Genomic DNA, 25,331 nt, shown 5'->3' on the forward strand with positions numbered 1-25,331 from the left:
CCGCTCTTGTTCAGGCCTTGTCGGCCGGATCCGACGTCGCATCCGCTGCCGGGCCGCCAATTTTCCGCAGCGTACCTTACGGGCGCTTGGCATGCGCGGCGTCGATCGCGTCGGTGAGCAGAGCCTGGACGCCTTCGCGGCGCAGGGTCGATGTCGGGATCACCACGGTATCGGCGCAGGCCTGGACCGCGTGGACCAGATCGAACGCGACGGCGAGGCCGCCCGTCTCGGCGTCGGGCCATACCGTCATGGCCGGCGGTTCGCCCGAGAAGGTCTCGGTCACCGCCTCCCGGCATTCCTTGTCGTCCGTATCCTCCGCGCTCTTGCCGGTCTTGGGCCGGTAGGCCTGCAGGTAGAGATTGTGCAGCCGCTTGGATGACAGAGCCACCATCCTGGTCCCGTCGGCCTGGGCCTCGAGCACGACCTTGCCGGTCAGGGCGGGCGGCAGCAGGGTCGTCCAATCCACCGGCGCACCCGTGGTGAGGTCGTAGACGATCGCCGTCGTGCTGTTGTTCGGATGCGGACCGCCGCAGGACCAGCTGTCGTTGATGACGTAGCTCAGAAACCGGGGACCGCGCATCGGCGTCTGGACACTCCGGTCCCAGGAGGCGTACTTGCCGCCCTCTTGCTTGCAGGTTTGCGCGGCCTTGCGGACATGGGCGTCGATGCGCTTCACTGCGGCGTTGATCTTGCGCTCGGCCTCGTCGACCGGGTCGACGATCTGCGGCAGGGCGTCGATATCCGGGCCGGCGTTGCCCGGCTTCAGTTGCACGATCCGGTCGGCCGCGGCCGCGGGAACACTGGCGGCGACGAGCAAAGCCCCGAGTGCCGCAAGCCGAAGACGTACCTTCATCGATCGCTCCCAAGCACCCTGCGCCGCTGGTTCACAACGAGTCGGACCACCGAACGCGAGTCCGCCCCCGAATACGGAACGGTCTCGCGGCGCTCAACCCGCCATCTGGATGCCGATCTAACGGATCGGTGGAGATCGCCATGTCTTCGCGCGCACACCGGATCGGTTGCGCAGGATCGGTTCCGGGACGAACATTGCCCGGTTCATGCCGGCGCGGCGGGCAGGACCGCATTTTGTCCGGACTCGACTTCCGAACGACTATCCGCGCCGGAAACCAGGCTCCCGAACATCTGACCGGCCTCGCCGCATCGACCGCGTGCCGCGGACAGCCCTTGCCGTCGCGAGCGCCCACCATGGTACAGGGGCGCCCATGACCGAGATCCTGATCTACGGCGCCACGGGCTATACCGGCACGCTGCTCGCCGAACACGCCGCCGCGCAGGGCCTGCGTCCGGTCCTGGCCGGGCGCGACCCCGACAAGCTCCGGCCGCTCGCCGCCAGGCTGGGGCTCGGCTGGCGCGCCGCGCCCCTCGACGATCCGGGCCGGCTGCGGGAGGCGCTCGCCGGGATCGGCGCGGTGATCCACGCGGCCGGGCCGTTCTCCAAGACGGCCCGGCCGATGGCCGAGGCGTGCCTCGCCACCGGGACGCATTACCTCGACATCACCGGCGAGATCGACGTGCTCGAATCGCTCGCCGCCCGGGATGCGGAGGCGAAGGCCGCGGGCATCGTCCTGCTCCCGGCGGCCGGCTTCGACGTGGTGCCGAGCGACTGCCTCGCCGCCCATGTGGCGAAGCGGCTACCGAGCGCCACGCATCTCCGCATCTCGATCGGCGGCTTCGGCGGCTTCAGCCGCGGGACCGCCCGCACCATGGTCGAGGGCATCGCCTGGGGGACGCGGGTGCGCCGGGACGGCCGCATCGTCGAATTGCCGAGCCCGCCCCGCGGCAGCGCCGATTTCGGCCATGGCGCCCGGCGCACCGTGGGGCTCGGCTGGGGCGATGTGTCGAGTGCGTGGTACTCGACCCGGGTCCCCAACATCGCGGTCTATTTCGAGGCCTTCCCCGCCATGGCGGCGGCCGCGGGCCTGCCGTCCGGGCTGCGCCGGCTCATCGCCAGCGGGACGGCGCAGCGCCTGATCAACCGCGGCATCGACCGGCTGCCGCCGGGGCCTTCGGAAAGCGCGCGGGCCAGGGCGCGGAGCACCTTCCTCGCCGAGGCCTGGGACGGATCTGGCAATCGGGCGGCGAGCCGCATGGAAACTCCGGAGGGCTACACGCTGACGGTCCTGACCGCCCTGGAATCCGCGCGGCGCGTGGCGTCCGGCGCGGTCCCCCCGGGGTTCCATACCCCGGTCACCGCCTTCGGCCCGGATTTCATCCTGGGCTTCCCGAACGTCGTTCGGACCGACCTCTGAGCGGCGGACCGTGATCTAGCGCGACGCGAACGGGCGCCGCGCCGCGAGGGCCGCGCGGACACGTTGGCCGTAGGGCGACATCCGGAGGCCGTCCGTGAGCCCCTCATACAGCTCAGCCTTCGGGACCGGGGGATCGAAGTCCGGCAGTTCCATGAACCGGTCGAGCTCGTCGAGGATCGCCTCGGCGAAGGCGTCGGGGGACAGCAGCGCTTCCGCGGCACCCACCAGGCCGGACGTGTCGAGATGGCCGCCGAGGATGATCGCGCCGTCCCGGTACTGGATCATCGCGGCGTAGATGCCGAAGCGGATCATGGCGGCATCGCGCCAGCCGGTCTCGGCGATGTAGGTCTCCAGGATCACGTCGCGGCTGTGGGTCTCGTGCTCGCCGTCGCGCCGGTCGAGATAGCGGCGGAACACGTCGTGCGCCCCCGGATCGAGATGGAGCAGTGCCTGCATCGCCGGGGCGAGCGCGCCCTGATTCTCCTTCGGTCCCCAGATCTGGCGATAGAGCTTCTTGGCGGCGACGATGTCCGGCTGGACGTCCAGATAGGTCGTCAGCAGCGCGCGCAGCTCCGGGTCGACCGCGATGCGCTCCCGGGCGAGGCGGGCGAAGAACGCCGTCTCGGTCATCGTCCGCCCGCCGACCTTGAACGCCAGATCCAAGACATCGTCCTGCAGCAGGTCGGCCAGGCCTGTGCGGATCATCTGCGCGAGTCGCTGCAGTGCATCGGCGATGGCGGCGTGTTCGAACGCGGCCACAACCACCACCGGCCGCGGACAGGCCTTCGCCAGGAACCGCTGAATCGCCGAGGATTTCGGCCCGGCCCAGGCTGTCGGCTGGAACCCGTCCTCGTCCTCCGAGATGCGCCGCGCAGATTGATCCTCCGCACACCACGCGCGCGGGATGAAGACCGCGCCGCCGACCCAACCGGCCCTGATGGCGATCGGCTGATCCGGGCTCACGTCGAGGATGTCGGGGCTCTTGAAATGGAGATAGGCCGGCCCGGTGAACCGTGACCCGTCGAAGCGTTCGAAATGGAAGACCGGCGAATGCGCCCCGTCCAGACCGATGCGCTGGAACTCGTGCTGCTCATCGCGCTTCTGCCACGGGGTGCCGGGCTCCGTTCTCTCGGCGCTGTAGCGAATCGCCTGCACCCAGACGCCCGCCTCGTCCGGCTCCCAGACCATCGCGGTGATGCGCAGGTCGCGCTCCGGCACGGCCAGCCTGAGGAGCGTCTTCCGGAGTTGAGGGGGCACCGTGGTCCAGAGCTCGATCGCTCGTCCGCCCCCCGCCTCCACCCGATGCGCCGGGCTTTCGCCGGACGCCGCCGGCGCGCCGGCCGTCAGCGTGACGGTAAGGCGGCCGCTGGGGCTGAGCCACCACCATCGCCGCTCATGCGGCAGCGGCGTGTACTGCACCGACCCGTCGACGGGGTTCAGCTGGCACAGCCCATAGCCGGTCTTATCGGGAGCGCACCGGTCGCCAATGAACGCCACGCCACCCCCCGGGACCTCGAACAGGTCGGAATGGATGGTGATGTTGACCGGCGCGCCTGGCTTGCGCGGGATGACAAGATCCTCGACGAGCCGCGCGACCGAACCATTGCCCGACCAGAGCAGGCCTTCGCCCTGCAGGATCGTCTCGAGCGTGTCGGACCGCAGCACCGCAATGGAATGGCAGTATTCCTCCGGATCAAACGGCCGTTTATCCCCATGGACGACGATCAACTCGGCATTACGCGCAACGAATATTCCTGCGATCGTGGCATAACGTTCCGGAATGGACCCGCGCGCGCGTTCCTCGCCGAGGCGCCAGTCGATCAGGCAGAGTTCCCCGGTCTTGCCCAGGCAGACGAGCCGATCCGCGCCCACGAAGGCCGCCGCCCTGATCCTCCCCTCGCGGAAGGGCTTGAACAGCCGCCAGGCACCATCCTGTTCGACGGCCGCGACAGCGCAGTAGTGGCGTTGGGTGCCGGTGATCTCCAAGCGCGGCATCAAGGCTCTCCGGGTCGGAACAGATCGTCGGCAAGATGTCGTCCGATGTCGGAATCATTCAGATCGCAGCGATCGATTGAAACAAGCGCGCTGGAAATCCGAGACGTCCGACAGTCTTCACCACATTCAAACGACGCTTCAACCGGATGATATATTTACCGGACGCGCAAAGACGCCGGGCCGACGAAGGCACGTCTTCGCGCCACCGCGATAGTTCGGATATGTGCGCACCGGCGGCAAGCCGATCACGGTGAGCTAGGACACCGAGGCGCCGCATCCGCGACCCGATTCGGCTCAAGGAAGCGGGCGGCTCAGCCTATCGGCCCCGCGGCGCGATCACCCGGCTCGCGCTCGAATGCGCTTCACACCGTCGCGCCGAGCTGCCAGGTCGCGAATTCCGACGCGCCGAAATCGAACTGCTCGCTCTTGGTGCGCTCGCCGCTCGCCACCCGCAGGATCAGCTCGAAGATCCGCTGGCCGGCCTCCTCGACGCTTTCTTCGCCGTCGAGGATCGTGCCGCAATTGACGTCCATGTCCTCTTCGAGCCGCCGGTACATCGCCGAGTTGGTGGCGATCTTGATCGATGGCGACGGCTTGCAGCCGAACACGCTGCCGCGCCCGGTGGTGAAGCAGACGAGGTTGGCCCCGCCGGCCACCTGCCCCGTGGCCGAGACCGGGTCGTAGCCGGGGGTGTCCATGAACACGAAGCCCTTGGCGGTCACTGGATCGGCGTAGCGCACCACGTCGACCAGGTTGGTGCTGCCGGCCTTGGCCATGGCACCGAGCGACTTCTCGAGGATCGTGGTCAGGCCGCCGGCCTTGTTGCCCGGCGACGGGTTGGCGTCGATCTCCGAGCCCTCGCGGCGGGTATACTCCTCCCACCAGCGCATGAGGTCGACGAGTTTCTGGCCGACAACGGGGCTCACGGCCCGCCGGGTGAACAGATGCTCGGCCCCGTAGGTCTCGGTGGTCTCCGACAGGATCACGGTGCCGCCGTTCTCGACCACGCGGTCGCTGGCGATCCCCAGAGCCGGGTTGGCCGAGACGCCGGAATAGCCGTCCGAGCCGCCGCATTGCAGCGCGACGATCAGCTCGCTCGCCGGCACGGGCTCCCGGCGGACGACGTTGGCCTCGGCCAGGATGCCGGTGACGAATGCGATGCCGGCCTCGACGGTCTTGCGGGTGCCGCCGAGCGTCTGGATGTTCATGCTGCGGATCCGGTCGCCGAGGCCCTGCTCCTCCAGGAAGGCGCCGATCTGGTTCACCTCGCAGCCGAGACCAATCATCACGATGTGCGAGAAGTTGACGTGCCGGGCATAGCCCGCGAGCGTCCGGCGCAGGAGCTTCAGGGGCTCGCCCATCGCCATGCCGCAGCCGGTCTTGTGGGTCAGCGCGACTACGCCGTCGACATTCGGATAGGGGGCCAGCGGATCGAGACCGAGGATCGGGTGGCGCCGGAACGCGTCGGCGATCAGGTCGGCGACGTGGGCGCTGCAATTCACCGAGGTCAGGATGCCGACATAGTTGCGCGTCGCCACGCGCCCGTCCGGCCGGCGGATGCCCTGGAAGGTGGCCGGCGGCGTGACGAGCCGGGTTGGGCGGGCATCGACCCCGAAGGCGTAGTCGCGGGCGAACTCGCCCATGCCGAGATTGTGGACATGGACATGCCGGCCGGCGGCGATGTCATCCTTGGCGAAGCCGATGATCTGCCCGTACTTGGTGACCGCCTCGCCGAAGCGATGCGGCCGGACCGCAACCTTGTGGCCCGGCAGGATCCGCTCGGCGGCTGTGATGCCCGGAGCCACCGGCGTGCCCGGCTCGATCGCCGTCCGGGCGACCGCCACGCCGTCGTCCGGCCGCAGGGTGATGACGGGATAGGCGGACAGCGTGTCGACCGTGATCGGCATCGTGGTTCCTCCCTGGGCCGCGCCTCGCCGGGTGCGTGCGCGCGAAGCCTAACGCCCCGGCAGGGACGGCGCGAGCAGCGCGGGTGACGCGGGAGCCCGGATGTCGTCGGGTGTCAGGAGATCTCGCGCACCAATTTGGCGATCAGGGCCCGGCCGAAGGCCTCGAACCCCTCGGCCGTCATGACGAAGGCGCCCTCGCCGCCGATCACGGTCTCCCGGTAATAGGCCGCGAGCCCGCTCGGGGGATTGGTGTGCTCGCGCAGGTAGCCCGGCATCCCGGCGGGGTCGGTGACGATCACGATGCCGTTGATGGTGATGCCCGACGCCACGGCCGAATCCCGGGCCTCCGCAATGGAGCGGCCCGCATTGCCGGTGCCGTCGCCGGAGATGTCGATGACCATCCGCTCGGCGGCGTAGGGCGAGCGGTCCAGCAGCATGGCGGCGAAGCCGATCGCCGAGCCGATGGCGGTCCGGCCGTAGAACGGGCGCGGCACCGCGGCGAGGCGCCCCGCGAAGGCCGCGGCATCCGCAGCCGTGGCGATGACCATCCAATCGACCGCGATTTGCTGCTCCCCGGGGCCCGCCCAGTCGAACAGCGCCACCGCGATGCGTCCGCGCTTGCCCTCGGCGATCGCCCGCAGGACGCGCGGATCGCTGAAGGCTTCCGCATAGCCCCGCCGCTCCAGGGCGAAGCGCTCCGCGCTGATGCTGAGCGAGACGTCGACCGCCAGCACGAGAAGGACGTCGACACCGGTCTCCGCGGCGACGGCGCGCCGTCCGGCCAGGGACAGGGCGGCGAGCATCCCGGAGAGCAGATGGCGTCGCCGCATGGCCGACACTCGGTGATGGGCGCCCACGCGGTTCGGCGGACGGCCTCACGCAGGCAACGACCCGGCCGCCCGGGCGGTTCGATGCCGCGTTCGGTCGCAGAGCGCACCGACCGGTCCGCGCTATCTGCGGACGGAACAGGATGCATCCGGCATCGCACAGATCTCGAAGGTTACACACGGACCATGCGGATTTTAAACTGGATCGGTCGCGTCGCGGATCGCGTGCTCGTTGCAGGCGTAACCGGGAGCGTTGCGCTGCTGAGCCGCGGGCTCGACGCGCTGATCGGGCTGGTCGGCCGCTCGTCCGAGCGCCTCGATGCGAAACTCGGCGGCTTGGCGCGGGCGTCGGACGAACGCCGCCGCCGGAAGGGCCGTCGGCCCCTGAACCCGATCACGCTGGATTAGGCACGGGACTCTACAGGCCCGGCCCCTTGGCGGCGCCGAGGATGCGGCCGGGCCTGCCCTCCGCGGCGCCCTGGACCAGGATCACCCAGCTGTCGGCCTCGGCGATCTCGGCGAGGGTGCAGGGCACGTCGAAGCGCGTCGGCTGCCCGGTCCAGCTGCCGAGGCGCTGGATGCCGCGCACGACATTGACGTAGGTCGCGGTCCGGCCGCCATTCTCGCCGGCCTGGATCGCGATGGCCCGGCTGCGCAGCACCGGCACCAGCCAGACATCGCCGCGCGTGTCGGGCCTGGCCTCCGGCGCGGCCCCGACCTCCACGGCGATCCGATCGCCCTTGATCTCGCCGCGGACCGGGATCGGCAAGCCGCCGCGCTGCGTGGCCTCCCGCATCAGCCGCTCGAGCGCCGGACGGTCCGAGCCCACGGCGAAGCCGCCGCCATCGACCACGACCTGCGGGGTGAAGACCTGCCGGGCCCCGCGAGCCCGCGCATAGGCGCGCTGGCGCTCGGTCAGCGGCCGCAGGGCCAGGGTGTCCTTCCAGCCGAGATAGTCCCAGTAGGTCACCGGCAGCGTCAGGGCGACCACGCCCGGCTGGCGGGCGAGGTCGCGGATGATCGGGTCGGCACCCCGGCAGGCACCGCAGCCCTGGCTGGTGAACAGCTCCACCACGGCGCGGACCGGCTCCGCCCGTGCCTCGGCCGCGGCCGAGACGGCGCAGAGGAGCGCTGCCACGCACAGCGCGCGGCTTTCGCCGATCCAGATACGGGCGCGGTGCCGATGCGTCATCAGGCCATCAGAGCGTCTGGGAAGCTGTCTGGGAAATCACGTTGGCTTGAGAAGGTTCTACTATCGGTTGCGGTTGATTGGGCTGTTTTCTCGTCTTAGGCAACATGTCCGGGCGCCAGCGGCGGTGCATCCAGAGCCATTGGCCCGGATTCTCGCGCACCCAGCCTTCCACCACCGCGGTCATCGCCTGCATGGCGCCGGCGACATCGATCACCCCGTCGGCGTTCCGCGGCAGATCCAGGGGCGGCGTCAGCTCCAGCCGGAAGCGACCCTTGGGCAGGCGGACGACGCGGACGCCGTGGACCGGGCAATCGTAGTGCCGGGCGAGCTTGGCGAGCAGCGGGTTGGCGAGGCACGGCCGGCCCATGAAGTCGACCACCACGCCGCGGGTGAAATGCTGGTCGATCAGCTGCCCGAGATGGCCGCCATTCTCGACCACGTCGCGCATGGCGAAGACGGCCCCGGGCGTGGAGGCGGCGAGGCCGCCCATGGAGCGACGGCGGACCTCCTGGACGAGCCGGGCGGCGGCGGGATTGTTCGGCGGCCGGAACACCGCGGTCGCGTCCAGGCCGAACTTGGCCGCGCAGATCGCCGGAAGTTCCCAGTTCGCGAGATGCGCGGAGAAGATCAGCCCCGGCTGTCCGTCATCGCGCAGGGTGGCGAAGTGCTCGATCCCGGCGACCTCGGTGCGCATCGGCTCGGTCGAGTCGGGATCGAAATCGAACAGCGCGTCGAGATGGGCGTATTCGGCCCCCGTCCGCCCGAGATTGTCCCAGGCCTCCAGGGCGATCCGCTTCCGTTCCGCCTCCGGCATGTCGGGGAAGGCGCCGCGCAGGTTCGCCATCGCGGTGCGATGCGCCGGCAGCAGCGGCCCGACCGTCCGCAGCAGCGCGGCGCCCAAGGCGGTGGCGCGATCCGGCCCCAGCGCGCGCGCCAGCCAGACCAGGCCGCGGATCAGCGGGATCATGGCGAAACCCGCAAGCCGCGGGAAAGACCGTCGAAGGATGAGGGCGAGGCGCAGCACATTGGATTCCCGGGCACGATGCGGGCAGGCCCGGCAGTTCGCGTATAAAGCGAAGCTTAACCCATCTTCCGCGCCGTGCGATACGTTTTAGAGGCTGACGAGGATCTTCCCGAAGACCTTGCGGGATTCGAGGCGTTCGAGCCCCTGCGCGAAGTCGCCGAGCGGGTAGACCGTGTCAACGACCGGACGGATACCCAGGGCCATCTTGTCGAGCGCCTGGGCAATATTCGCCAGCGAGCAGCCGAACGAGCCGGTGATGCGGTATTGCTGCTGGAACAGCTGCATCAGGTTCATGGTGGCCGAGACGCCGGAGGTCGAGCCGCAGGTCACCAGCCGACCGCCGCGCTTCAGGCAGAGCAGCGAGCCGTTCCAGGTATCGGCGCCGACATGCTCGAACACCACGTCGACGCCCTTGCGCTTGGTCAGCCGCCGGACCTCGCCCTCGAACCGCTCGGTCCGGTAGTTGATGACGTGGTCGGCGCCGAGCTCCGCCGCCTTGCGGCCTTTCTCGTCGTCGCCGACCGTCGTGTAGACCGTGCAGCCGATCGCCTTGGCCATGCGGATCGCCGCGGTGCCGATGCCGGACCCGCCGGCATGGATCAGCACGCTCTCGCCGGGCTCCAGCCGGGCATTGTCGAACAGCATGTGCTGGACGGTGCCGAAGGCGATGCCGGCGCAGGCCGCGTCGGTGTCGCTGACCCCGTCCGGCACCTTCACGGCGAGGCGGGCCGGCACGGTCACCAGCTCGCGGGCAAAGCCGTCGATGTGGAAGCCCATGACGCCGGACACGTCCTCGCAGAGGTTGTCGCGGCCCTCGCGGCAGGCGCGGCACTGCCCGCAGGTCATGGCGCCATAGGGTACGACCCGGTCGCCGGGGGCCAGCGCTGTGACGTCGGGGCCGACCGACTCGACCACGCCCGCCGCCTCAGCGCCGACGATGAGCGGCATCTTGCGCTTGGCGAAGGCCATGCCGCGAAAGCCCCAGACGTCGATGAAGTTCAGGCCGACCGCGCGGATGCGGATCCGCACCTCGCCCGGCCCCGGTGCGGCGGGGGCCTCGACCTCAGTGAGGCGCAGGTCGCGGTCGCCGAATAGTTGCAGGGCTTGCATCGTGATCGTGTCGTCCTCGGCGGCCTCGGGAAGCCGCACCAGTGATTAGGGTTCGGCGCGGTGGGACGCACCCAGGATCGCGTCCATTTGGAGCGCCAGGCGGGTGCGATCCGGTTCGCCGAGATGCCCGATCCGGCGACCGATCTGGCCGTTCGGCAGGGTGAACAGCTTACACCGAATGACCGAGCCGTGCCGGAGGCCTGCGGCGGCGAGATTGACGATCCGGACATCGCTCGGCCAGTGACTGTCGGCGCCCGTGGTTATCATGGCGGTGACGACGTGTCCGTGCGTGCCGTTGAAAGGGTTGGTCGACAGCACCACAACCGGTCGGGGCTTGCGAACCGGCACGTCGACGAAGGGGAAGAGCGCCGTCAGGACATCGTAGCGCTCAAAGTCCATCGTAGGCGGCCGCGTCTTCGGGACTGTTCCATTCGGTCAGCGTGGCACTCAGAGACAGCAGGTATGGATCGGTTCGGGGCGCTTCGGGCTCGACGGTGATCGTCGCGCCCCGGCGCGTCTGCAACTCCCGCCAGGCGGCGGCGTCCGCTTCGTCCGGGCCGATGGCGTCGGTCGGCTGTCCGGTTGCCCGGTCCGGCACTTTCCGGAACCGCATGGGTTGTCCCTCGATCCGCAGGACGATCGGCTGATCGGGCGACAAGGTGCGGATCGCCCGGGCCAGATCAGGATCGCCCTCGATATGGCGCGCCCGAAGCACCTCGTCGCGCAGGATCATGGTCGCCATCGCAGCACCTCCGGATGAGAGGTAGCCAGCACCGCCCGGGGGATCAACACGCACTAATCCGGCGCCAGGTAGCGCCGCCGCGCCCAGCCGACGGCGCGTCCAGCCTTGACCCGGCACCAGGTGGTCCGGCTCGGCGTGTCGTTGGTGCAGCCGAAGACCAGGGCGCGGGTGCGGATCTCGCCGACCTGCTCGGACGCGGCGTCCGGCTCGGCGCGGATCGAGAGGGGCTCGCCGGGGGGCAGGCCGGAGATCCGGTAGGCTTCCGGTTCGGCGTGGGCGCCGCCCGGGACGACGGGGGCTGCGAAGCAGAATCCGGCAAGAACGATGAGGCGGGCGCGCATCGGCAAGTCGCTAGAGCATGGCGCGTGCGAGGGGAATTCCAGGTTCCGAGTCTATCATTGCCGTACGGGACGTTTGGAGACTGATCCGAAGAGGCGCGATACGCCCAAAAAATCAGGTGCGGTGGACGCCCATCATCGCGGTGAGGCCGCCATCGACCGGCAGGACCGCGCCGGTGATGTAGGCGGCGACATCGCCCATCAGGAAGGCGACCAAGGCGGCGACATCCTCGGGCTGGGCGAACCGGCCTGCGGGGATCTGGCGCTCCATCCCGGCCCGGTGGGCGGCGTAGCGGGCCAACATGGCGGTGTCGACAAAGCCCGGGGCGATGACGTTGACTGTGACCCCGCGCTTGGCGGTCTCGATCGCGAGCGTGCGGCAATAGGCGATGAGCGCGCCCTTGGTTGCCGCGTAGGCCGCGTTGCCGGCATTGCCCCGGAGGGCGGCCACGGAGCCGATCGCGATGATGCGGCCGGTGCGTGCCTGGGTCATCGGGCGGACCAGGGCCTTGGCCAAGCGGGTCAGCGCGAAGAAATTGACCTGCATGGCCGTCTCGGCCCTGTCCTGGTCGAACATTGCCGCGAGGGCGTCGCTCGGTTGGCCGGCATTGTGGACGAGGCCGTGATAGCCGCAATCCTCGGCCGCCGCGCAGAACGTGTCGAGGGCGGCCTTGTCGGCGAGGTCCAAAGCGTGCCCGGTGAAGGCGCGATCGGGATATGCGGCGCGCAGCTCCGCGAGCAGCGCCTCGGCGGCCTCCCCCGAGGCGCGGTAGGTGAAGTCGACCGCATGGCCCGTACCGGCCAGCGCGCGCACGATCGCGGCGCCGACACCCGAGGCGCCGCCGGTGACGAGGACGCGGCGGGCGGCGCTCACGCCGGCTCCGCCCCGAACACCAGGCAGGTGTTCTGGCCGCCGAACCCGAAGGAGTTCGACAGGACGGTGCGGACCGGAAGGTCCCGGGCGGTCTCGACCACGTCGAGGCCGATCGCCGGGTCCGGCACCCGGTGGTTGATGGTCGGCGGGATGCGGCCGTTCCGGATCGTCAGCAGCGACACCGCCGCCTCGATGGCGCCGGCCGCCGTCAGCGTGTGGCCGATCATCGACTTGTTCGAGGTCACCGGCAGGGAGGGCGCGCGCGCGCCGAATACGGCGGCGAGCCCCAACGCCTCCATCTTGTCGTTCTCCGGGGTCGAGGTGCCATGGGCGTTGACCGTGTCGATCCCCTCGGGTTCGAGCCCGGCATCGTCCAGGCTCGCCCGGATCGCCGCGATCACCGGCGCCCCGTCGGGACTGGAGCGGGTGCGGTGGAAGCCGTCGCCCTTCTCGCCGCAGCCGAGCACGTAGCCGAGGATCTTGGCGCCCCGCGCCACGGCAGCCTCGGCCTCCTCCAGGACCAGGGCGGCCGCGCCCTCGCCCATCACGAAGCCGTCCCGATCCTTCGAGAACGGCTTGGACGCCTCTTCGGGGGCGTCGTTGCGCGTGGAGAGCGCCGAGAGCAGCGAGAAGCGGATCAGCGATTCCGGATTCACCGAGCCGTCGGTGCCGATGCAGAGCGCCGCCGCGGTCTCGCCCCGGCGGATCGCCTCGACGCCGAGCTGGATCGCGGTGGCGCCCGACGAGCAGGCGGTGGAGAGCGAGATTGGCGAGCCCTTGGTGCCGAACCGGTCGGCAATGCGGTCGGCCACGGTGCCGAAGATGAACAGGTCGTGCCAGGCGTCGAAGCGCCGGGTCGCGGCGGCCCGGAGCAGGCCGGCATAATCGACGTCGCCCTCGCCGCCGGCCGCCTCTGCCAAGGCTTGGCGTTGCGGCCATTCCATCTCCACCGGCGGGACCGCGATGAACAGCGCCCCCGGGAAGTCGCCCGCCATGCCGATCCCGGCCTGCGCGACCGCCTCCTCGGCGGCCTCCGCGGCGAAGCGCTCGGACAGGAGCGGCGCGACCAGCGGCTCGGTATCGAGGAAATCCACCGTGCCGGCGATCCGCGTCCGCAGGCCCTCAGTGGAGAACCGGCCGATGGCGTGGATGCCGGAGCGGCCCGCACTCATAGCCGCCCAGGTGTCGACTTGGCCCTGCCCGAGGGAGGAGACGACGCCGATGCCCGTCACCGCGATCAGCGGCCGGCCCCTGGCGTCGCGATAGGATCGCGCGCTCATGGTGCGTCTGTACGGGATTTTGGGGCGGCGTACACCCGTTCCGCGTGCGCCGTTCAGACCCCGTGTCGCGCGGCGGAAAACGCCTTGATCGCCCCGAACAGCACCCGCGCCCCGGTCTCGATATCCGGCAGGCTCGCGAATTCCGCCGGATTGTGGCTGATCCCGCCCCGGCAGCGCACGAACACCATGGCGATCGGCGCGATCGCCGCCACCGCCATGCCGTCATGGCCGGCGCCGCTCGGCAGGGCAAGGACGGGCAAGCCCTCGGCGGCCACCGCCTCCCGGACCAGATCCGTCAGGCCGGGATCGCACGGGATTGCCGCAGCCTCGTGCAGCAGGCGCGTCTCGAGATCGAGGTGGCGACGTTCCGCGATTGCAGCGACGGCCGCTGTGATGTCGGCGAGCGCGGCGAGACGCTGGCCATCGTCGGGGGCACGCAGATCGAGGGAGAAGCGCACCGCCCCGGGAATCGTGTTCACCGCGCCGGGATGCGCCTGGATCCGGCCGACGGTCCCGACCAGATGCGCCTCGCCCCGGCAGCGTGCCTCGACGGCGAGCACGCATTCGGCGGCGCCGGCCAGAGCGTCGCGCCGCTCGCTCATGGCGACCGTGCCGGCATGGCCGGCCTCGCCGGTTAGGGTGAAGTCCAGGCGGCTGGCGCCGGAAATCGCGGTCACGACGCCCACCGGCAGGCCGGCCTTCTCGAGCATCGGCCCCTGTTCGATATGCAGCTCGAGATAGCCGAGAACCGCATCCGGCGATCGTGCCGCGGACGCGATCGCCGCGGGATCGAGCCCGTAATCCCGCATCGCCGCAGTGAGGGTGACCCCATCCGCGTCGGCGACATCGAGCACGGCCGGGTCGAGACGGCCCGCGAAGGCGCGGCTGCCGATCAGGGTCGCGGAGAAGCGCACGCCCTCCTCGTCGGCGAAGGCCACCACCTCCAAAGCGTGCGGCAGGCGGATCCCGTCGCGGGCCAGCGCCTCCACGCAGGCGATCCCGGTGATCACGCCGAGCGGCCCGTCGTAGCGGCCGGCATTGCGGACCGTATCGAGATGCGATCCGACGACGAGGGCCGGACCGCCGGGCTCGGGTCCCTCGATCCGGCCGATCAGGTTGCCGACGGCATCGTGGCGCACCGCCATCCCGGCCTCACGCATCCAGCCCGCCACCAGGGCCTCGGCCCTGGCCTGCTCGGGCGTCAGGTAGAGGCGGGTGATCGTGCCGGGCTCGGCCGTGATCGCCGCCAGCGCGTCGAGGCGCGCCTGGATACGCGGGGCGAAGATCATCGCGCCGGCGGTTCCATCCGCGGCGCGTTGGCGAGCCGCAGCACCGTCTGCAGCAGGACGTCGGCGCCGGCCGCACAATCGCCCGGGGTGGCGGATTCCGATTCGTTGTGGCTCACGCCGTCCTTGCACGGCACGAAGATCATCGCGGTCGGAACCTTGGCGGCGAGGTTGCAGGCATCGTGCCCGGCCCCGGAGATGATCCGCCGCCTTGCATGGCCGAGGCTCTCGGCCGCCGCGTCCACCGCGGCCACGATGGCCGGATCGAACGGCACGGGCTCCTTGCGCCAGATCCGGGTGAGCGCGATCTCCAGCCGGCGGCTTTCGGCGATCTCGGTGGCGGCCTCGCGCAGGCTCGCCTCCATGGCGTCGAGGGCGGGCGAGCGCGGGTCGCGCACATCCACCGTGAAAGCGACGCGGCCCGGCACGACGTTGCGGGACGGCGCCAGGATCTGAGCCTCGCCGATGGTTGCCACCGCGGAGGGCGCGTGCGCCAGGGCGATCCGCTCTGCCGCCAGGGCGAATTCGGAGAGCGCCAGCAGCGCATCCCGGCGCCGCGGCATCGGGGTCGTGCCAGCATGGCTCTCAAAGCCGGTGATCAGCCCGTCGAACCACATGATCCCCTGGCCGCCCTCGACCACCCCGATGGTCTTGCCCTCGGCTTCCAGGATTGGGCCCTGCTCGATATGCAGCTCGACGAAGGCGCCGATCGCGCGGGCGCCCACGTCTTCGGCACCCCGATAGCCGATCGCGTCGAGCGCCTCGGCCACGGTGATCCCCGCAGCGTCGCGCTTGGCCAGGATCTCGTCGGTGGTGAAGTCGCCGGCATAGGCGGCCGAGGCCATCATGGCGGGGGCGAAGCGCGAGCCCTCCTCGTTGGTCCAGTTGACCACCATCAGCGGCGCCTCGGTCTCGAGGCCGGCATCGTTCAGGCTGCGCATCACCTCGAGCCCGGCCAGGACGCCGAGCACGCCGTCGAACTTGCCGCCGGTGGGCTGGGTGTCGAGATGCGAGCCGAAGGCGATCGGCGGGCGGCTCATGTCGCGGCCCGGTCGGACGGCGTATTGGGTTCCGAGCGCGTCGACCGTGACCGTGAGCCCGGCCGCCTCGCAGGCATCCCGGAACCAGTCGCGCACGCGCCCGTCCTCGGCTGACAGGGTCAGCCGGTTGATGCCGCCGGCCGGGGTGCCGCCGAAGGCGGCGGTCTCCAGGATCGTGGCCCAAAGCCGTGCGCCGTCCGCGCGCAGGTTGTGGGTCTTGCTCGGATTGGTTTCGGCCATGGCGGGTCCTCTCACGGCGCGACGCCGTGCGGCAAGATCATCGAACGCCCTTATCGGGTGTCGCGCCGGCCGGGAGCAACGGTGATGCCAGGCGCCTCGGTCACACCGGCGAACGCCGCACCGGATTGGCGCGCAGCAGACCCTCGCCATCGACCTGCAGGGCGACGGCGATCTCGCCCAGGGCATTCGCCTCGATGCCGCTGATCCCATCCTGGTCGGCCACGTCGGCGGCGATCAGGAAGACGTTCTCGCGCTGGCTCGCCGGCCGCTCGACGATCGCCGAGACGTGGCGCAGATTCTCGGCGCGGCCGAGCCGGGTGCGGGCCCGGGCGATGCCCTCGTACAGCTCCGTCTCCAGCATCAGCGCGTCGTAGCCCTTCACCAGGACCGGATCGGCGCGCAGGCCGTGCAGGGCGGCGTCGAATTCCTCGCCGGCCACCTCGCCATCGGCCACGATGACGTTGGCCGCGGCCGAAACGGCGGCGAGCATCAGGGCTTTGTCGCCCGCATAGGCCGTCACGGTACGGCCGACACGGCTGAAAATGTCGCTCAGAAGGCTCATGCCGAATATTCGAGGTGTCCGCCGGAGCGAGAGGGATAGCAGAGTGCGGTGCGGAAGGAAGCCGCCTGGAAGCACCCGGACGACGCGACGCGGGTCCGGCTTCCCGGCAGGATTTCGACGCGGACGCGTTTCAGAAATCCTCCGGCAACATCCGTATGTGAATCATGCATCCAACCGCGTCCCCAGCGCGGTGGGCGGGAGCCCGGGTCCGCTATCCCCCCCTCAGGCGGGCCCGGTTCCATCTCAACGCCGTCGGGACGGTGCGCGGGTGGCCCCAACCGCGCCTGCCGTTCCGACGGCGGTCTCGCAGCTTCAATGGCCGAGCGCGCGCCCCGCTGTGCAGGGCACCGCGCGCTTCGTGCCGAGCCGCTCAGAACCCAGCACGGATCGGCTGCCTCACGCCGCAGCGGTGCGCCTGCGGGAAAGCGTCAGCGCCAGAACGGCTTGACGTCGAGCAGTTCGGAGCGCGCCTCCGCGGCGGCATTGAGCAGGTCCTGGGTGCTCGCATCGTCCAGAACCGGCATCGGCCGCCCGCCGAGGCTTTCCGTCATCGACCGCGCGGTCTCGATATCGTTCAGCGCGCCGAGATGGTCCTGCAGGTCCGACAGCGCGGCGCCGAACTTGTCCTGACGGCGGCGAGCCTTCTTCTTCGGGAACAACTCGGCGAAGAATTCCGCCCCGTAGCGGAGTTTCTTCGCAGCGATCCGCGCCCGGTGACGGGTATGCGGATCGAGCTTCTTCAGGCCGCGGCCACGCTTCTTCAGGCGCTCGCGGGCGCGGTCGAGGACTTGGGCCGCGAAGGCTCGGCCGTCCTCGGCGGCGGCCTCCTGCCTGGCCCAGGCGCCGGCCTCGATCCAGCCGGCGAAGTCGATGATCAGCCCGCGCCATTGCGGGCTCTCCAGGGTTGCCAGCACGGAATCGTAGGCTTTGGCGCGCTCGGTCTCGGCCAGATCCCGCAACGCGTCGAGATCCGCGTCGCCCGGACGTTCCTTCGCCAGGCGCGGCAGCGTCTGGCTGAGGAACACGTCGAGGTTGCGGGCGTGACCGAAGGGCTCGGTGACGCGCTTGATCTCGTCGCCGAAGCTGATCGCGCGTGGGTCGCTCTCCAGGATCGGGGCAAACAGCGACAGCGCCGAACGCAGCCGCCGCAGCGACACGCGCATCTGGTGCAGGGCCTCCGGGGCGTGGCTCGCCAGGAAGGCGGTCTCGTTGAGCCGCATATGGCGCAGGCACGCGCGCGCCACCCGGCGGAACACCTCGCCGGCGCTCGCATCGTCGGGCAATGCGACCGGCTCGGCCTTGACCACGGACGGGCCGGTGCCATCGATCAGGGCGAAGCCGCGGCTGCTCTTGGCGGTGGCGCTCAGGCGCAGCGGCACGGTCTCGGCGAGCGTCTGGGCCAGGGCGAACAGGTCGGCCGGCTCGCCCTCGGCGATCTCGAGCTCGACCTCGCAGATGGGCGAAGCGCCGGACGGGCTCTCGACTCGTCCCTCGTCCAGGGTCACGAGAATCCGCGACTCACCCTGCCGGACCGGGATCACCCGGCGGGTGACGATCGTAGAGAACAGGCGCTCCAGCGGCGCATCCGCCTTGCGCAGCACCTTCTCGGCCGCGGTGTCGGCCCAGGCAGCCGGATCGGGCGTCTCGCCCGCGATCTCGGTCTCCCACTCGGACCGGTCGAACAGGCCGACGCCGCCCTGCCCGGCCTTCACGGTCTGGATGTGCCGGCCGCCCTGATTGCGCACCCGCAGGGTGAGCCCGGCGGCGCGAAGGTCCTGATTCGGCGTGTCGTAATAGGTGCTGACGAGGAGCTCGGGCTCGGCGCCTTCGGCCCCCTGGAGCCGCGGATGGGCCGCCAGCGCGGTCAGGTCGGAACCTGCGCAATCGAGCTTCAGCTCGATCTCGCGGGGGTCTGCCACGGCGTGGCTATCGGTCTCGCTCATGCTCTCCTCTTCGAAACGTCCGGTTCTTAACTCGGCGGGGCGCCCACCGGGTTGCATCCGAGCGTCACGATAATCGGTCTAGGCCGGGCCCTCGCGGCGTTGCAATCGCGGGCGGGCGGAAATCGAGCCTCAGGCCGCGCCGGGGCGCCCGGCCCGGGCCCGGGTGCGGATCTCGAAGCGCTCCAAATTTGCGCTTTCCCAAACCGGGAGGCCGTGGCAAAACCGATTGTCCACAATTGATCTGCCTCCTGTGCTTCGGCCCCGCCCGTTCGGCGGCGAACGGCGCGACGCGGTGCCAGGTAGACGGAATCCCTCACTGTGAGAGCGGTGCGCCCCGCGTGGACGGTTGCGCCGCGGAGATCGTCGGGTCGGTGGCTCCCTTGAAGACACTTCTGGTCGGTGTGATCGGGCATGTGGATCACGGCAAGACGGCCCTGGTCCGGGCGCTCACGGGAGTCGAGACGGATCGGCTAAAGGAGGAGCGGGACCGCGGCGTCTCGATCGTCCCCGGCTTCGCGCTGCTGGCCTCCGAGCAGGGCGAGATCGACCTGGTCGACCTGCCCGGCCACGAGCGATTCGTCCGCGCCATGGTCTCCGGCGCCACCGGCATGAGCGCCGTGCTGCTGGCGGTCGACGCCAACGAAGGCATCAAGCCGCAGACGGTCGAGCATCTGGAGATCGCCCGGCTGATCGGAGTCCGCCGCGGCGTGCTGGCGCTGACGAAATCCGATCTCGCGACCCCCGCCACGATCACGGCGCGCGCCGCCGAGATCACCGCCGCCGCCGCCCGCGCCGGGCTCGAGGCGCCGCCGGTGATCGCCACCTCGACCCTCACCGGCGCCGGGATCCCGGACCTCGCCCAGGCCCTCGCCGCGCTGCTGGCGGAGGCGGAGCCGCGGGTCGATGACGGATTCCCGTACCTGCCGGTCGACCGGGTCTTTACCCGGCCGGGCTTCGGCACGGTGGTGACCGGCACGCTGCGGCGGGGGACGCTGGCGGTCGGCGACACGCTGGAGATCGTGCCCGGCGGCCGCAGCGCCGTGGTGCGCAGCCTCCAGATCCACGGCCGCCCGGTCGAGCGCACCGAGCCCGGCCGGCGGACGGCGGTGGCTCTGCGCGGCGTCGGCCTCGACGAGATCGCCCGCGGCGACGCGCTTACGGTGCCGGGCCTCCTCGCCCCGTCGCAATGGCTCGACGTCGCGCTCACCGCCGCGTCGAGCGCAGACGCCCCCCTTGCGGGCGGGAGCGCCTGCCGGCTCCTGTTCGGCACCACCGAGGTCGAGGCCCGGCTGCGCCTCCTCGACCGCGATGCACTGGAACCGGGCGCGACCGCACCGGCGCAGCTGCACCTCGCCGAACCGGTCACCGTCCCGGCCCGTGAGCCCTTCGTGCTGCGTCTCGATTCGCCGCCCGCCACGGTGGCGGGCGGCCGGGTGCTCGATCCGGCGAGCCGCCGTCGGCGGCGGCACGATGCCCGGGTGCTCGCGGACCTCAACGCGCTGGCGACGGGCAAGCCGTCCGATGCTGTGGCGGTTCGCCTGGCCCAGGCCGGTGCGGCCGGCGCGACGCTGCCCGACCTCGCCCGCGCGGCCGGCACCGGCCTCGAGCGGGCCCGGCAAATGCTCGCCGCATCGGGCGCCCGGGAGGTCGGCGACCGGTTCATCGGGGCCCCGGCCTTCGCGTCGCTGCGCACCGCGGCGCTGACGGCCCTGTCCGGGCATCACCGGGACAACCCGATGGAGCACGGCATCGCGCTCGAGCGCCTCGCCAAGCTCCTGTCGCTGCCCGAGCCCCTGACCGGACTGGTGCTGCGCGACCTGGCCGCGACCGGCGGCACGGTCCAGGCCGGCGCGTTGTGGCGCCGGTCCGATTTCGACCCGGCCCGCAACGAGAGCGACACGGCGCGCAAGCTCGAGCAGCTGTTCCGCCGGGCCGGCCTCAACCCGCCCGACGAGAGCGAGGCGGTGGGCCGCGATGTCCGCCGGCGCGAGGCGCTGACCTATCTGGTCGGGGCCGGAACGGTCATCCGCGCGATCGACCGGGTTCAGCGCCGGGCGGTGCTGTTCCACCGGGAGGCGGTGGCGGTCGCCCGGACGCGGCTCGCGGAGGCGTTCCCGAACGCCACGACCCCCGAGACCGGCTTCCTGGCCCGGGAGGCCGGCGCCGCCCTGGGAATCTTACGGAAATTCTCGATCCCGCTCCTCGAACATCTCGACGCCGTCGGCTTCAGCCGCCGGACCGGCGACCGGCGGGTGATCGTCGATCTGGAGCCGGGCGGGCGTTGAGGCGCCGATACCGGGTCTAGTAGCCCTCGCCCGGCCAGTCGCCGATGCCGGGCTCGTAGCAGGTGTATCCGATCAGGCAGGCCGGGTTGTCCCGGGTCGGCCGGAAGGCGCGGCGGGCGATCTCGGTGATTTCGCAGAACGACCGGTCCCGCACGAAGCGGTCGTAGGTCTGGCCGCCGGTCCCGAGCACGATTGCGCCACGGGCCTGGACCAGCCCGGCCGCCTGCCGACAGGTCATGGTGGTGCTCGACGGGCGAGTCTGCGCCGCGGCAGGAGCCGCGACCATCAGGGCGGCCGCGGCGATCCGGATCATCATCGGGTGTGCCTGGCTCGATCGGCGTGCATGTCAGGACAACGCCACCGGATCCGGGACTTGCGCTGTGTCGGTTCGCCACGGATCGGCATGGCCCGGGCGCGGCGGCCTCCTTACTCCTCGAACGCCTCGACATGCACGGTGCCCGGCTCCTGGCGTCGGGCGCTCTCCTCGATCCGGGCGAGCTGCGCCTCGGCCCGCCCGCAGGGAAAGCCGTAGCGCTCCTGCACCCGCGCGCTGGCACTGCCGAGGGCGAGGCGGGTCAGCGCCAGAAACTCGTCGAGGGCGTAATCCTGTCCGACGGCGAGGTGGTCCTTGATCACCAGGGACGGCGAGTAGCAGGCCTCGCGGCTGCCATCCGGCCAGCGGATGTGGAAGCGCATCTCAGGCATCGCCGGGGATCCGTGTGGTGTTCCAGGCGCCGGATCCCGTGGCGATCGCCGCCACCGGCGCGGGTCCCGGAACCAGGGATGCGTAGGTCGGCAGATGTCGGGCCGCGCAGGACTCCCAGGCATGGGCGCGAGCGACCTCGAAGCCGGCGACCCGCAGGCGGACGCGCCGGGACGGGTCCAGGCTCGCCTGCATCGCATCCGCAATGGCGTCCGGTTCGTCGGGCTCGACCGCGAGCGCCTCCCCGGGGGCGAGGTACTCGGTGAAGGGTGGGCGCGCCGACACGATGACCGGCGTGCCGCAAGCCATCGCCTCCAGCACGCACAGCCCGTAGCCCTCGCTCAGCGAGGGGAAGACCAGGGTGTCGGCGATCCGGTAGAGACCGGGCATGTCGCGCTGGGCGATCGGCCCGGTCCGGATCACCGGCTTGCCCGGGCCGACTTCCAGACCCTCGCGCTCCAGCGCGGCGCAGCACCGGGCCTCGTAGCCGGCATGGTCGAGAAGCGAGACGCCGCCGGCCACGACGAGCTGGGCGTCGGGGATCCGGGCGCGCAGGCGCGCGAAGGCCTCGATGATCGCCAGCGTGTTCTTGCGGGCCTCGAACCCGCCGACGCTCAGGAAGACCGGCCCGGCCCCGAGGCCGAGACGGTCGCGCAGCTCGGGATCGCCGGGGGCCGGCTCGGGCGTATAGACGGCTCCGTCCACGCCGTTCCCGACCACCTCGGCCTGGGCGCCGTATTCCGCCGCGATGGCGGCGGCCCAGGCCCGGCTGACGCAGAGCAGCCGCCCGGCATCGAGGATGGCCCGGTCCTGCCACTGGCTGAGCTGCGGGTCCGGAAGCGTGTCGATGTGGTGGACCGTGCGGACGAAGCCGGGGATCAGCCGCCGGCGGGTCAGTGTCGCGAGGGCGTTGCCGCTGATCCCGCAATGGGCGTGGAAGACGTCAAAATCGCAGGCTGCCGGGGTCGAGAAATGCGACAGGTAATCGGCGATCCTGGAGCGGACCAGCGCCACCGTCGGCTCGGCGACCGGCTTGGCCGCCACCGACACGACCGGGCAGCGCGCGTCCCGGAAGAAACCGCGGCCGGTCGGATCGGGGGCGTGGACCACCGCCTCGTGGCCGAGGCCGCACAGGGCCTCGCCGAGCGCCAGGGCATGGACCACGCCGCCGCGGGGATTGGTCGAGTGCGTGAGGATTGCGATGCGCAAGCGGGCGACCATGGGACGGCTCACCGAGGCCTGCAGCCGGTTCGGACATCGCGCTCGACATCCCGGACCAGGATCTCCGCCGCCCTCTCGGGGATCCGTGCCGACCCAACGCATCGATCGTGCCGAACGCGGTCCCGGCGAGCGGCATCGGCAATAAAACGTCAGGTTTCGCTGCCCCCGCGACGACGCCCCCCCGGTCTGAGCCACGGCGTCGCGCACCGGAACTGTGGTCCGACGGCGTCATTGCCGGGAAGACACCCGGGCACCGAGGGCATCGTCTTGCTCCGAAAGAGGGCACACCCCTTTCGGGACGATGCTCGAGTCGCGGGAGACGGTGGAGAATCCCAGCCTTGCGCAACACCCTCATCGCCGCCGCCATGGCCACGCTGCTCGCCGGTTCGGCGGGCGCCGCCGACAACCCGCAACTCGGCAAGCCGTCGAGCGACGCCCTGCCGCCGGTCGAGCTGACCATCACCCTGCGGGACGGCAAGCCGGTCTGCGCGCCCGCCGAGATCCGCCTGCCGGCCAACACCAACGTGATGCTGCAGGTCGTCAGCCAGGCCAACGTGCCGGTGACGATCACCGCGGAAGGCCAGTTCGAGCAGGGCCACCTGCTGCACGCCGACGGCGATCTCGTCCACGTCATGAGCGAGAAGGGCTACACCGTGAAGGCCAATGGCCGCGGCACGCTCAAGCTGCGCACCCTCGATGCCGGCGAGCACAGCTACGGCTGCACCGCGAACAACAAGCGGGACGCGCCGTTCGTCGGCAAAATGGTTCTGTCCCCGCCGGCCGGCTGAAGCCGAACCCGCCCACCGTTGACGCCGCGCGGTTCCGGCCGCGCGGTCGTCCGCTGTTAATTTTGCGTTACGAATTCACTTTGCCTTCAAGGGACCGGCGGAACCGCTCTTTTCAAGTCCCTGTGTCAGATTGTATCTGTCGTTTACGAGCGGCGGAGCAATCGGTCCCGTGTCCCAGAATCCGACATCTTTCAGTCCCGCCAAGCCGCGCCGTAAGCGGCTTCGGGATGTGTTGATTCTGTGCGGCCTGCTGATGGTGCCCACTGCGGTGCTCGCCTACGCGGATCTGCTGCCCGACTCGCTCGACCTGCTCGGCATCGATCTGAGCGAGAGCCCCGACCTGCCGCATGTCGCCCGGCAGATCGCCATCGGCGCGCCGCTCAAGATCGTGGCCTTCGGCTCGTCCTCCACGGAGGGCATCGGCGCCTCGAGCCCGGCCAATTCCTACCCGTCCCGCCTGCAGGTCGACCTGCGCAAGAAGCTGCGCGGCATGGATGTCTCGGTGATCAACCGGGGCATCGGCGGCGAGCATGTCGACGACATGCTGAAGCGCCTGGACCGCGACGTGATCGCGGCTGAGCCGCAGCTCGTCATCTGGCAGACCGGCAGCAACGACCCGCTGCGCGGTGTCTCGCTCGATCATTTCCGCGACGCCACCGCCGCGGCCATCCGTCGGATCCGGGAAGCCGGCATCGACGTGGTGCTGATGGAGCCGCAATGGTGCCCGAAGCTCGATTCGACGCCCGGCTCCTCGCGGTTCCGCGACGCCGTGCGCTCGATCGGGGATGAGCTCGACGTGCCGGTGATCCGCCGGGCCGACTTGATGCATGGCTGGGTCCGCGAAGGGAAACTCACCGCCAAGCAGCTCTTCGCCTCGGACGGCTTGCACATGGCCGATGGCGGCTACGCCCTGCTCGCCCAGGCAGCGGCCGATTCGATCCTCACCGATGCGGGCTCGGTCCACACCGCCGAGGCGGTTGCCGAGTAGCCGACGGCTGGACGCGGCCGGCAAAGCTCCCCATCTCGGCCGCACCGAGATCGGAGCTGAAACCTTGAGCCACGACGCCTTCAGGTACGACGAACGGGGCTCCGTGCCCCAGATGCACGCGACCACGATCCTGATGGTCCGCAAGGGCGGCCGCGTCGTCGTGGGCGGCGACGGGCAGGTGAGCCTCGGCCAGACCATCGTGAAGGGCAATGCCCGCAAGGTCCGGCGCCTGGCCAAGGGCGCGGTGATCGGCGGCTTCGCGGGCGCCACCGCCGACGCCTTCACGCTGTTCGAGCGGCTGGAGGCCAAGCTGGAGCAGTATCCCGGCCAGCTCACCCGGGCCTGCGTCGAGCTCACCAAGGATTGGCGCACCGACCGCTACCTGCGCCGCCTCGAGGCGATGATGGTGGTGGCCGACAAGGAGGTCAGCCTGCTCCTGTCCGGTTCGGGCGACGTGCTGGAGCCGGAAAGCGGCGTCATGGCGATCGGCTCCGGCGGCAACTACGCCCTGGCGGCCGCCCGCGCCCTCGAGGATACCGACCTCGACGCCGAGGCAATCGTGCGCAAGGCCATGGCGATCGCCGCCGAGATCTGCGTCTACACCAACGGGAACCTGGTGATCGAAGCGCTCGATCAGAGTTGAGCGCCTCCTGCCCGCGATTCGGGCGTGAGCCGCGATCGGGAGTGCTTAACGCGGCATTGAATAATTCTGCTTA

General features: G+C 70.6%; 25 protein-coding genes. 6 read left to right on the top strand and 19 right to left on the bottom strand.

Going from position 1 to position 25,331, the window contains the following annotated elements; translation table 11 throughout:
- Positions 1-76 precede the first annotated feature (76 nt).
- The gene (locus BMZ47_RS07200; RefSeq protein WP_091860158.1) at positions 77-853 is read right to left on the bottom strand and encodes a hypothetical protein; all 777 of its coding nucleotides are present in this window, start codon (positions 851-853) and stop codon (positions 77-79) included.
- Positions 854-1,223: 370 nt separating this feature from the next.
- On the opposite strand from BMZ47_RS07200, the gene BMZ47_RS07205 reads away from it, so the two are divergent.
- The gene (locus tag BMZ47_RS07205; RefSeq protein WP_091860161.1) at positions 1,224-2,270 is read left to right on the top strand and encodes a saccharopine dehydrogenase family protein; all 1,047 of its coding nucleotides are present in this window, start codon (positions 1,224-1,226) and stop codon (positions 2,268-2,270) included.
- 15 nt (positions 2,271-2,285) lie between these two features.
- On the opposite strand, the gene BMZ47_RS07210 is transcribed toward BMZ47_RS07205, so the two are convergent.
- The 3 genes from BMZ47_RS07210 to BMZ47_RS07220 form a co-directional block, all read right to left on the bottom strand.
- Positions 2,286-4,265 carry a hypothetical protein gene (locus tag BMZ47_RS07210; RefSeq protein WP_244536752.1) on the bottom strand — a complete coding sequence of 660 codons (1,980 nt, stop codon included), beginning with the start codon at positions 4,263-4,265 and terminating at the stop codon, positions 2,286-2,288.
- A gap of 362 nt (positions 4,266-4,627) precedes the next feature.
- On the bottom strand, positions 4,628-6,151 hold the full coding sequence (locus tag BMZ47_RS07215) for a UxaA family hydrolase (protein WP_091860559.1): 1,524 nt from the start codon (positions 6,149-6,151) through the stop codon (positions 4,628-4,630).
- Positions 6,152-6,285: 134 nt separating this feature from the next.
- Entirely contained in the window at positions 6,286-7,002 is a 717-nt protein-coding gene (locus tag BMZ47_RS07220; protein ID WP_091860164.1) for a DUF1194 domain-containing protein, read from the bottom strand.
- 81 nt (positions 7,003-7,083) lie between these two features.
- Here BMZ47_RS07220 and BMZ47_RS07225 point away from each other — a divergent pair, with 81 nt between their 5' ends.
- The gene (locus BMZ47_RS07225) at positions 7,084-7,407 is read left to right on the top strand and encodes a hypothetical protein (RefSeq protein ID WP_244536753.1); all 324 of its coding nucleotides are present in this window, start codon (positions 7,084-7,086) and stop codon (positions 7,405-7,407) included.
- Between the two features lie 10 nt (positions 7,408-7,417).
- Here BMZ47_RS07225 and BMZ47_RS07230 read toward each other — a convergent pair whose 3' ends face one another.
- The 12 genes from BMZ47_RS07230 to BMZ47_RS07285 form a co-directional block, all read right to left on the bottom strand.
- Positions 7,418-8,191, bottom strand: coding sequence for a DUF1223 domain-containing protein (locus tag BMZ47_RS07230; protein ID WP_007561599.1), 774 nt, complete (start codon positions 8,189-8,191; stop codon positions 7,418-7,420).
- Positions 8,192-8,198: 7 nt separating this feature from the next.
- Positions 8,199-9,215, bottom strand: a complete 1,017-nt coding sequence (locus BMZ47_RS07235; RefSeq protein ID WP_091860169.1) for a lipid A biosynthesis lauroyl acyltransferase — start codon at positions 9,213-9,215, stop codon at positions 8,199-8,201.
- A gap of 87 nt (positions 9,216-9,302) precedes the next feature.
- Entirely contained in the window at positions 9,303-10,325 is a 1,023-nt protein-coding gene (locus tag BMZ47_RS07240) for a zinc-binding dehydrogenase (RefSeq protein WP_091860562.1), read from the bottom strand.
- Between the two features lie 45 nt (positions 10,326-10,370).
- Positions 10,371-10,724, bottom strand: a complete 354-nt coding sequence (locus tag BMZ47_RS07245; RefSeq protein WP_091860172.1) for a type II toxin-antitoxin system PemK/MazF family toxin — start codon at positions 10,722-10,724, stop codon at positions 10,371-10,373.
- Complete coding sequence (locus tag BMZ47_RS07250; RefSeq protein ID WP_091860175.1) at positions 10,714-11,067, bottom strand: hypothetical protein; 354 nt, start codon at positions 11,065-11,067, stop codon at positions 10,714-10,716. The genes BMZ47_RS07245 and BMZ47_RS07250 overlap by 11 nt, the downstream gene beginning before the upstream one ends.
- Before the next feature lie 53 nt (positions 11,068-11,120).
- Positions 11,121-11,408 (bottom strand): SH3 domain-containing protein, encoded by a 288-nt coding sequence (locus BMZ47_RS07255; RefSeq protein ID WP_091860566.1) that lies wholly within the window; start codon positions 11,406-11,408, stop codon positions 11,121-11,123.
- 112 nt (positions 11,409-11,520) lie between these two features.
- On the bottom strand, positions 11,521-12,279 hold the full coding sequence (locus tag BMZ47_RS07260; RefSeq protein WP_091860177.1) for an SDR family NAD(P)-dependent oxidoreductase: 759 nt from the start codon (positions 12,277-12,279) through the stop codon (positions 11,521-11,523).
- Positions 12,276-13,559 carry a beta-ketoacyl-ACP synthase gene (locus BMZ47_RS07265; protein WP_091860179.1) on the bottom strand — a complete coding sequence of 428 codons (1,284 nt, stop codon included), beginning with the start codon at positions 13,557-13,559 and terminating at the stop codon, positions 12,276-12,278. Before BMZ47_RS07265 ends, BMZ47_RS07260 begins: the two co-directional genes overlap by 4 nt.
- Before the next feature lie 53 nt (positions 13,560-13,612).
- The gene (locus BMZ47_RS07270) at positions 13,613-14,848 is read right to left on the bottom strand and encodes an allantoate amidohydrolase (protein ID WP_091860181.1); all 1,236 of its coding nucleotides are present in this window, start codon (positions 14,846-14,848) and stop codon (positions 13,613-13,615) included.
- Positions 14,845-16,125 carry a Zn-dependent hydrolase gene (locus tag BMZ47_RS07275; protein ID WP_091860183.1) on the bottom strand — a complete coding sequence of 427 codons (1,281 nt, stop codon included), beginning with the start codon at positions 16,123-16,125 and terminating at the stop codon, positions 14,845-14,847. The genes BMZ47_RS07270 and BMZ47_RS07275 overlap by 4 nt, the downstream gene beginning before the upstream one ends.
- Before the next feature lie 100 nt (positions 16,126-16,225).
- Positions 16,226-16,687, bottom strand: a complete 462-nt coding sequence (locus tag BMZ47_RS07280; RefSeq protein WP_091860185.1) for a tellurite resistance TerB family protein — start codon at positions 16,685-16,687, stop codon at positions 16,226-16,228.
- Between the two features lie 428 nt (positions 16,688-17,115).
- On the bottom strand, positions 17,116-18,630 hold the full coding sequence (locus tag BMZ47_RS07285) for a CYTH and CHAD domain-containing protein (protein WP_091860188.1): 1,515 nt from the start codon (positions 18,628-18,630) through the stop codon (positions 17,116-17,118).
- 338 nt (positions 18,631-18,968) lie between these two features.
- Between BMZ47_RS07285 and selB the strand changes: the two genes are divergently transcribed.
- Complete coding sequence (selB, locus tag BMZ47_RS07290) at positions 18,969-20,915, top strand: selenocysteine-specific translation elongation factor (protein ID WP_091860191.1); 1,947 nt, start codon at positions 18,969-18,971, stop codon at positions 20,913-20,915.
- Between the two features lie 16 nt (positions 20,916-20,931).
- Here the strand turns inward: selB and BMZ47_RS07295 are convergent, their stop codons facing one another.
- The 3 genes from BMZ47_RS07295 to BMZ47_RS07305 all read right to left on the bottom strand — a co-directional run bounded on the left by BMZ47_RS07295 (position 20,932) and on the right by BMZ47_RS07305 (position 22,839).
- Positions 20,932-21,231: a hypothetical protein gene (locus tag BMZ47_RS07295; RefSeq protein WP_091860194.1), complete on the bottom strand. Its 300-nt coding sequence runs from the start codon at positions 21,229-21,231 to the stop codon at positions 20,932-20,934.
- A gap of 110 nt (positions 21,232-21,341) precedes the next feature.
- Positions 21,342-21,620 carry an MSMEG_0570 family nitrogen starvation response protein gene (locus BMZ47_RS07300; protein ID WP_007561559.1) on the bottom strand — a complete coding sequence of 93 codons (279 nt, stop codon included), beginning with the start codon at positions 21,618-21,620 and terminating at the stop codon, positions 21,342-21,344.
- Positions 21,613-22,839, bottom strand: a complete 1,227-nt coding sequence (locus BMZ47_RS07305) for an MSMEG_0565 family glycosyltransferase (RefSeq protein ID WP_091860197.1) — start codon at positions 22,837-22,839, stop codon at positions 21,613-21,615. Before BMZ47_RS07305 ends, BMZ47_RS07300 begins: the two co-directional genes overlap by 8 nt.
- A 338-nt stretch (positions 22,840-23,177) precedes the next feature.
- On the opposite strand from BMZ47_RS07305, the gene BMZ47_RS07310 reads away from it, so the two are divergent.
- The 3 genes from BMZ47_RS07310 to hslV all read left to right on the top strand — a co-directional run bounded on the left by BMZ47_RS07310 (position 23,178) and on the right by hslV (position 25,258).
- On the top strand, positions 23,178-23,627 hold the full coding sequence (locus tag BMZ47_RS07310) for a cupredoxin domain-containing protein (protein WP_091860200.1): 450 nt from the start codon (positions 23,178-23,180) through the stop codon (positions 23,625-23,627).
- A 253-nt stretch (positions 23,628-23,880) separates the two neighbouring features.
- On the top strand, positions 23,881-24,615 hold the full coding sequence (locus BMZ47_RS07315; RefSeq protein ID WP_244471564.1) for an SGNH/GDSL hydrolase family protein: 735 nt from the start codon (positions 23,881-23,883) through the stop codon (positions 24,613-24,615).
- Between the two features lie 112 nt (positions 24,616-24,727).
- Positions 24,728-25,258 (top strand): ATP-dependent protease subunit HslV, encoded by a 531-nt coding sequence (gene hslV, locus BMZ47_RS07320; protein ID WP_091860206.1) that lies wholly within the window; start codon positions 24,728-24,730, stop codon positions 25,256-25,258.
- Positions 25,259-25,331: the final 73 nt, after the last annotated feature.

Origin of the sequence: Methylobacterium brachiatum, from assembly GCF_900113845.1 — a bacterium.
Classification (GTDB): Bacteria; Pseudomonadota; Alphaproteobacteria; order Rhizobiales; family Beijerinckiaceae; genus Methylobacterium; species Methylobacterium brachiatum.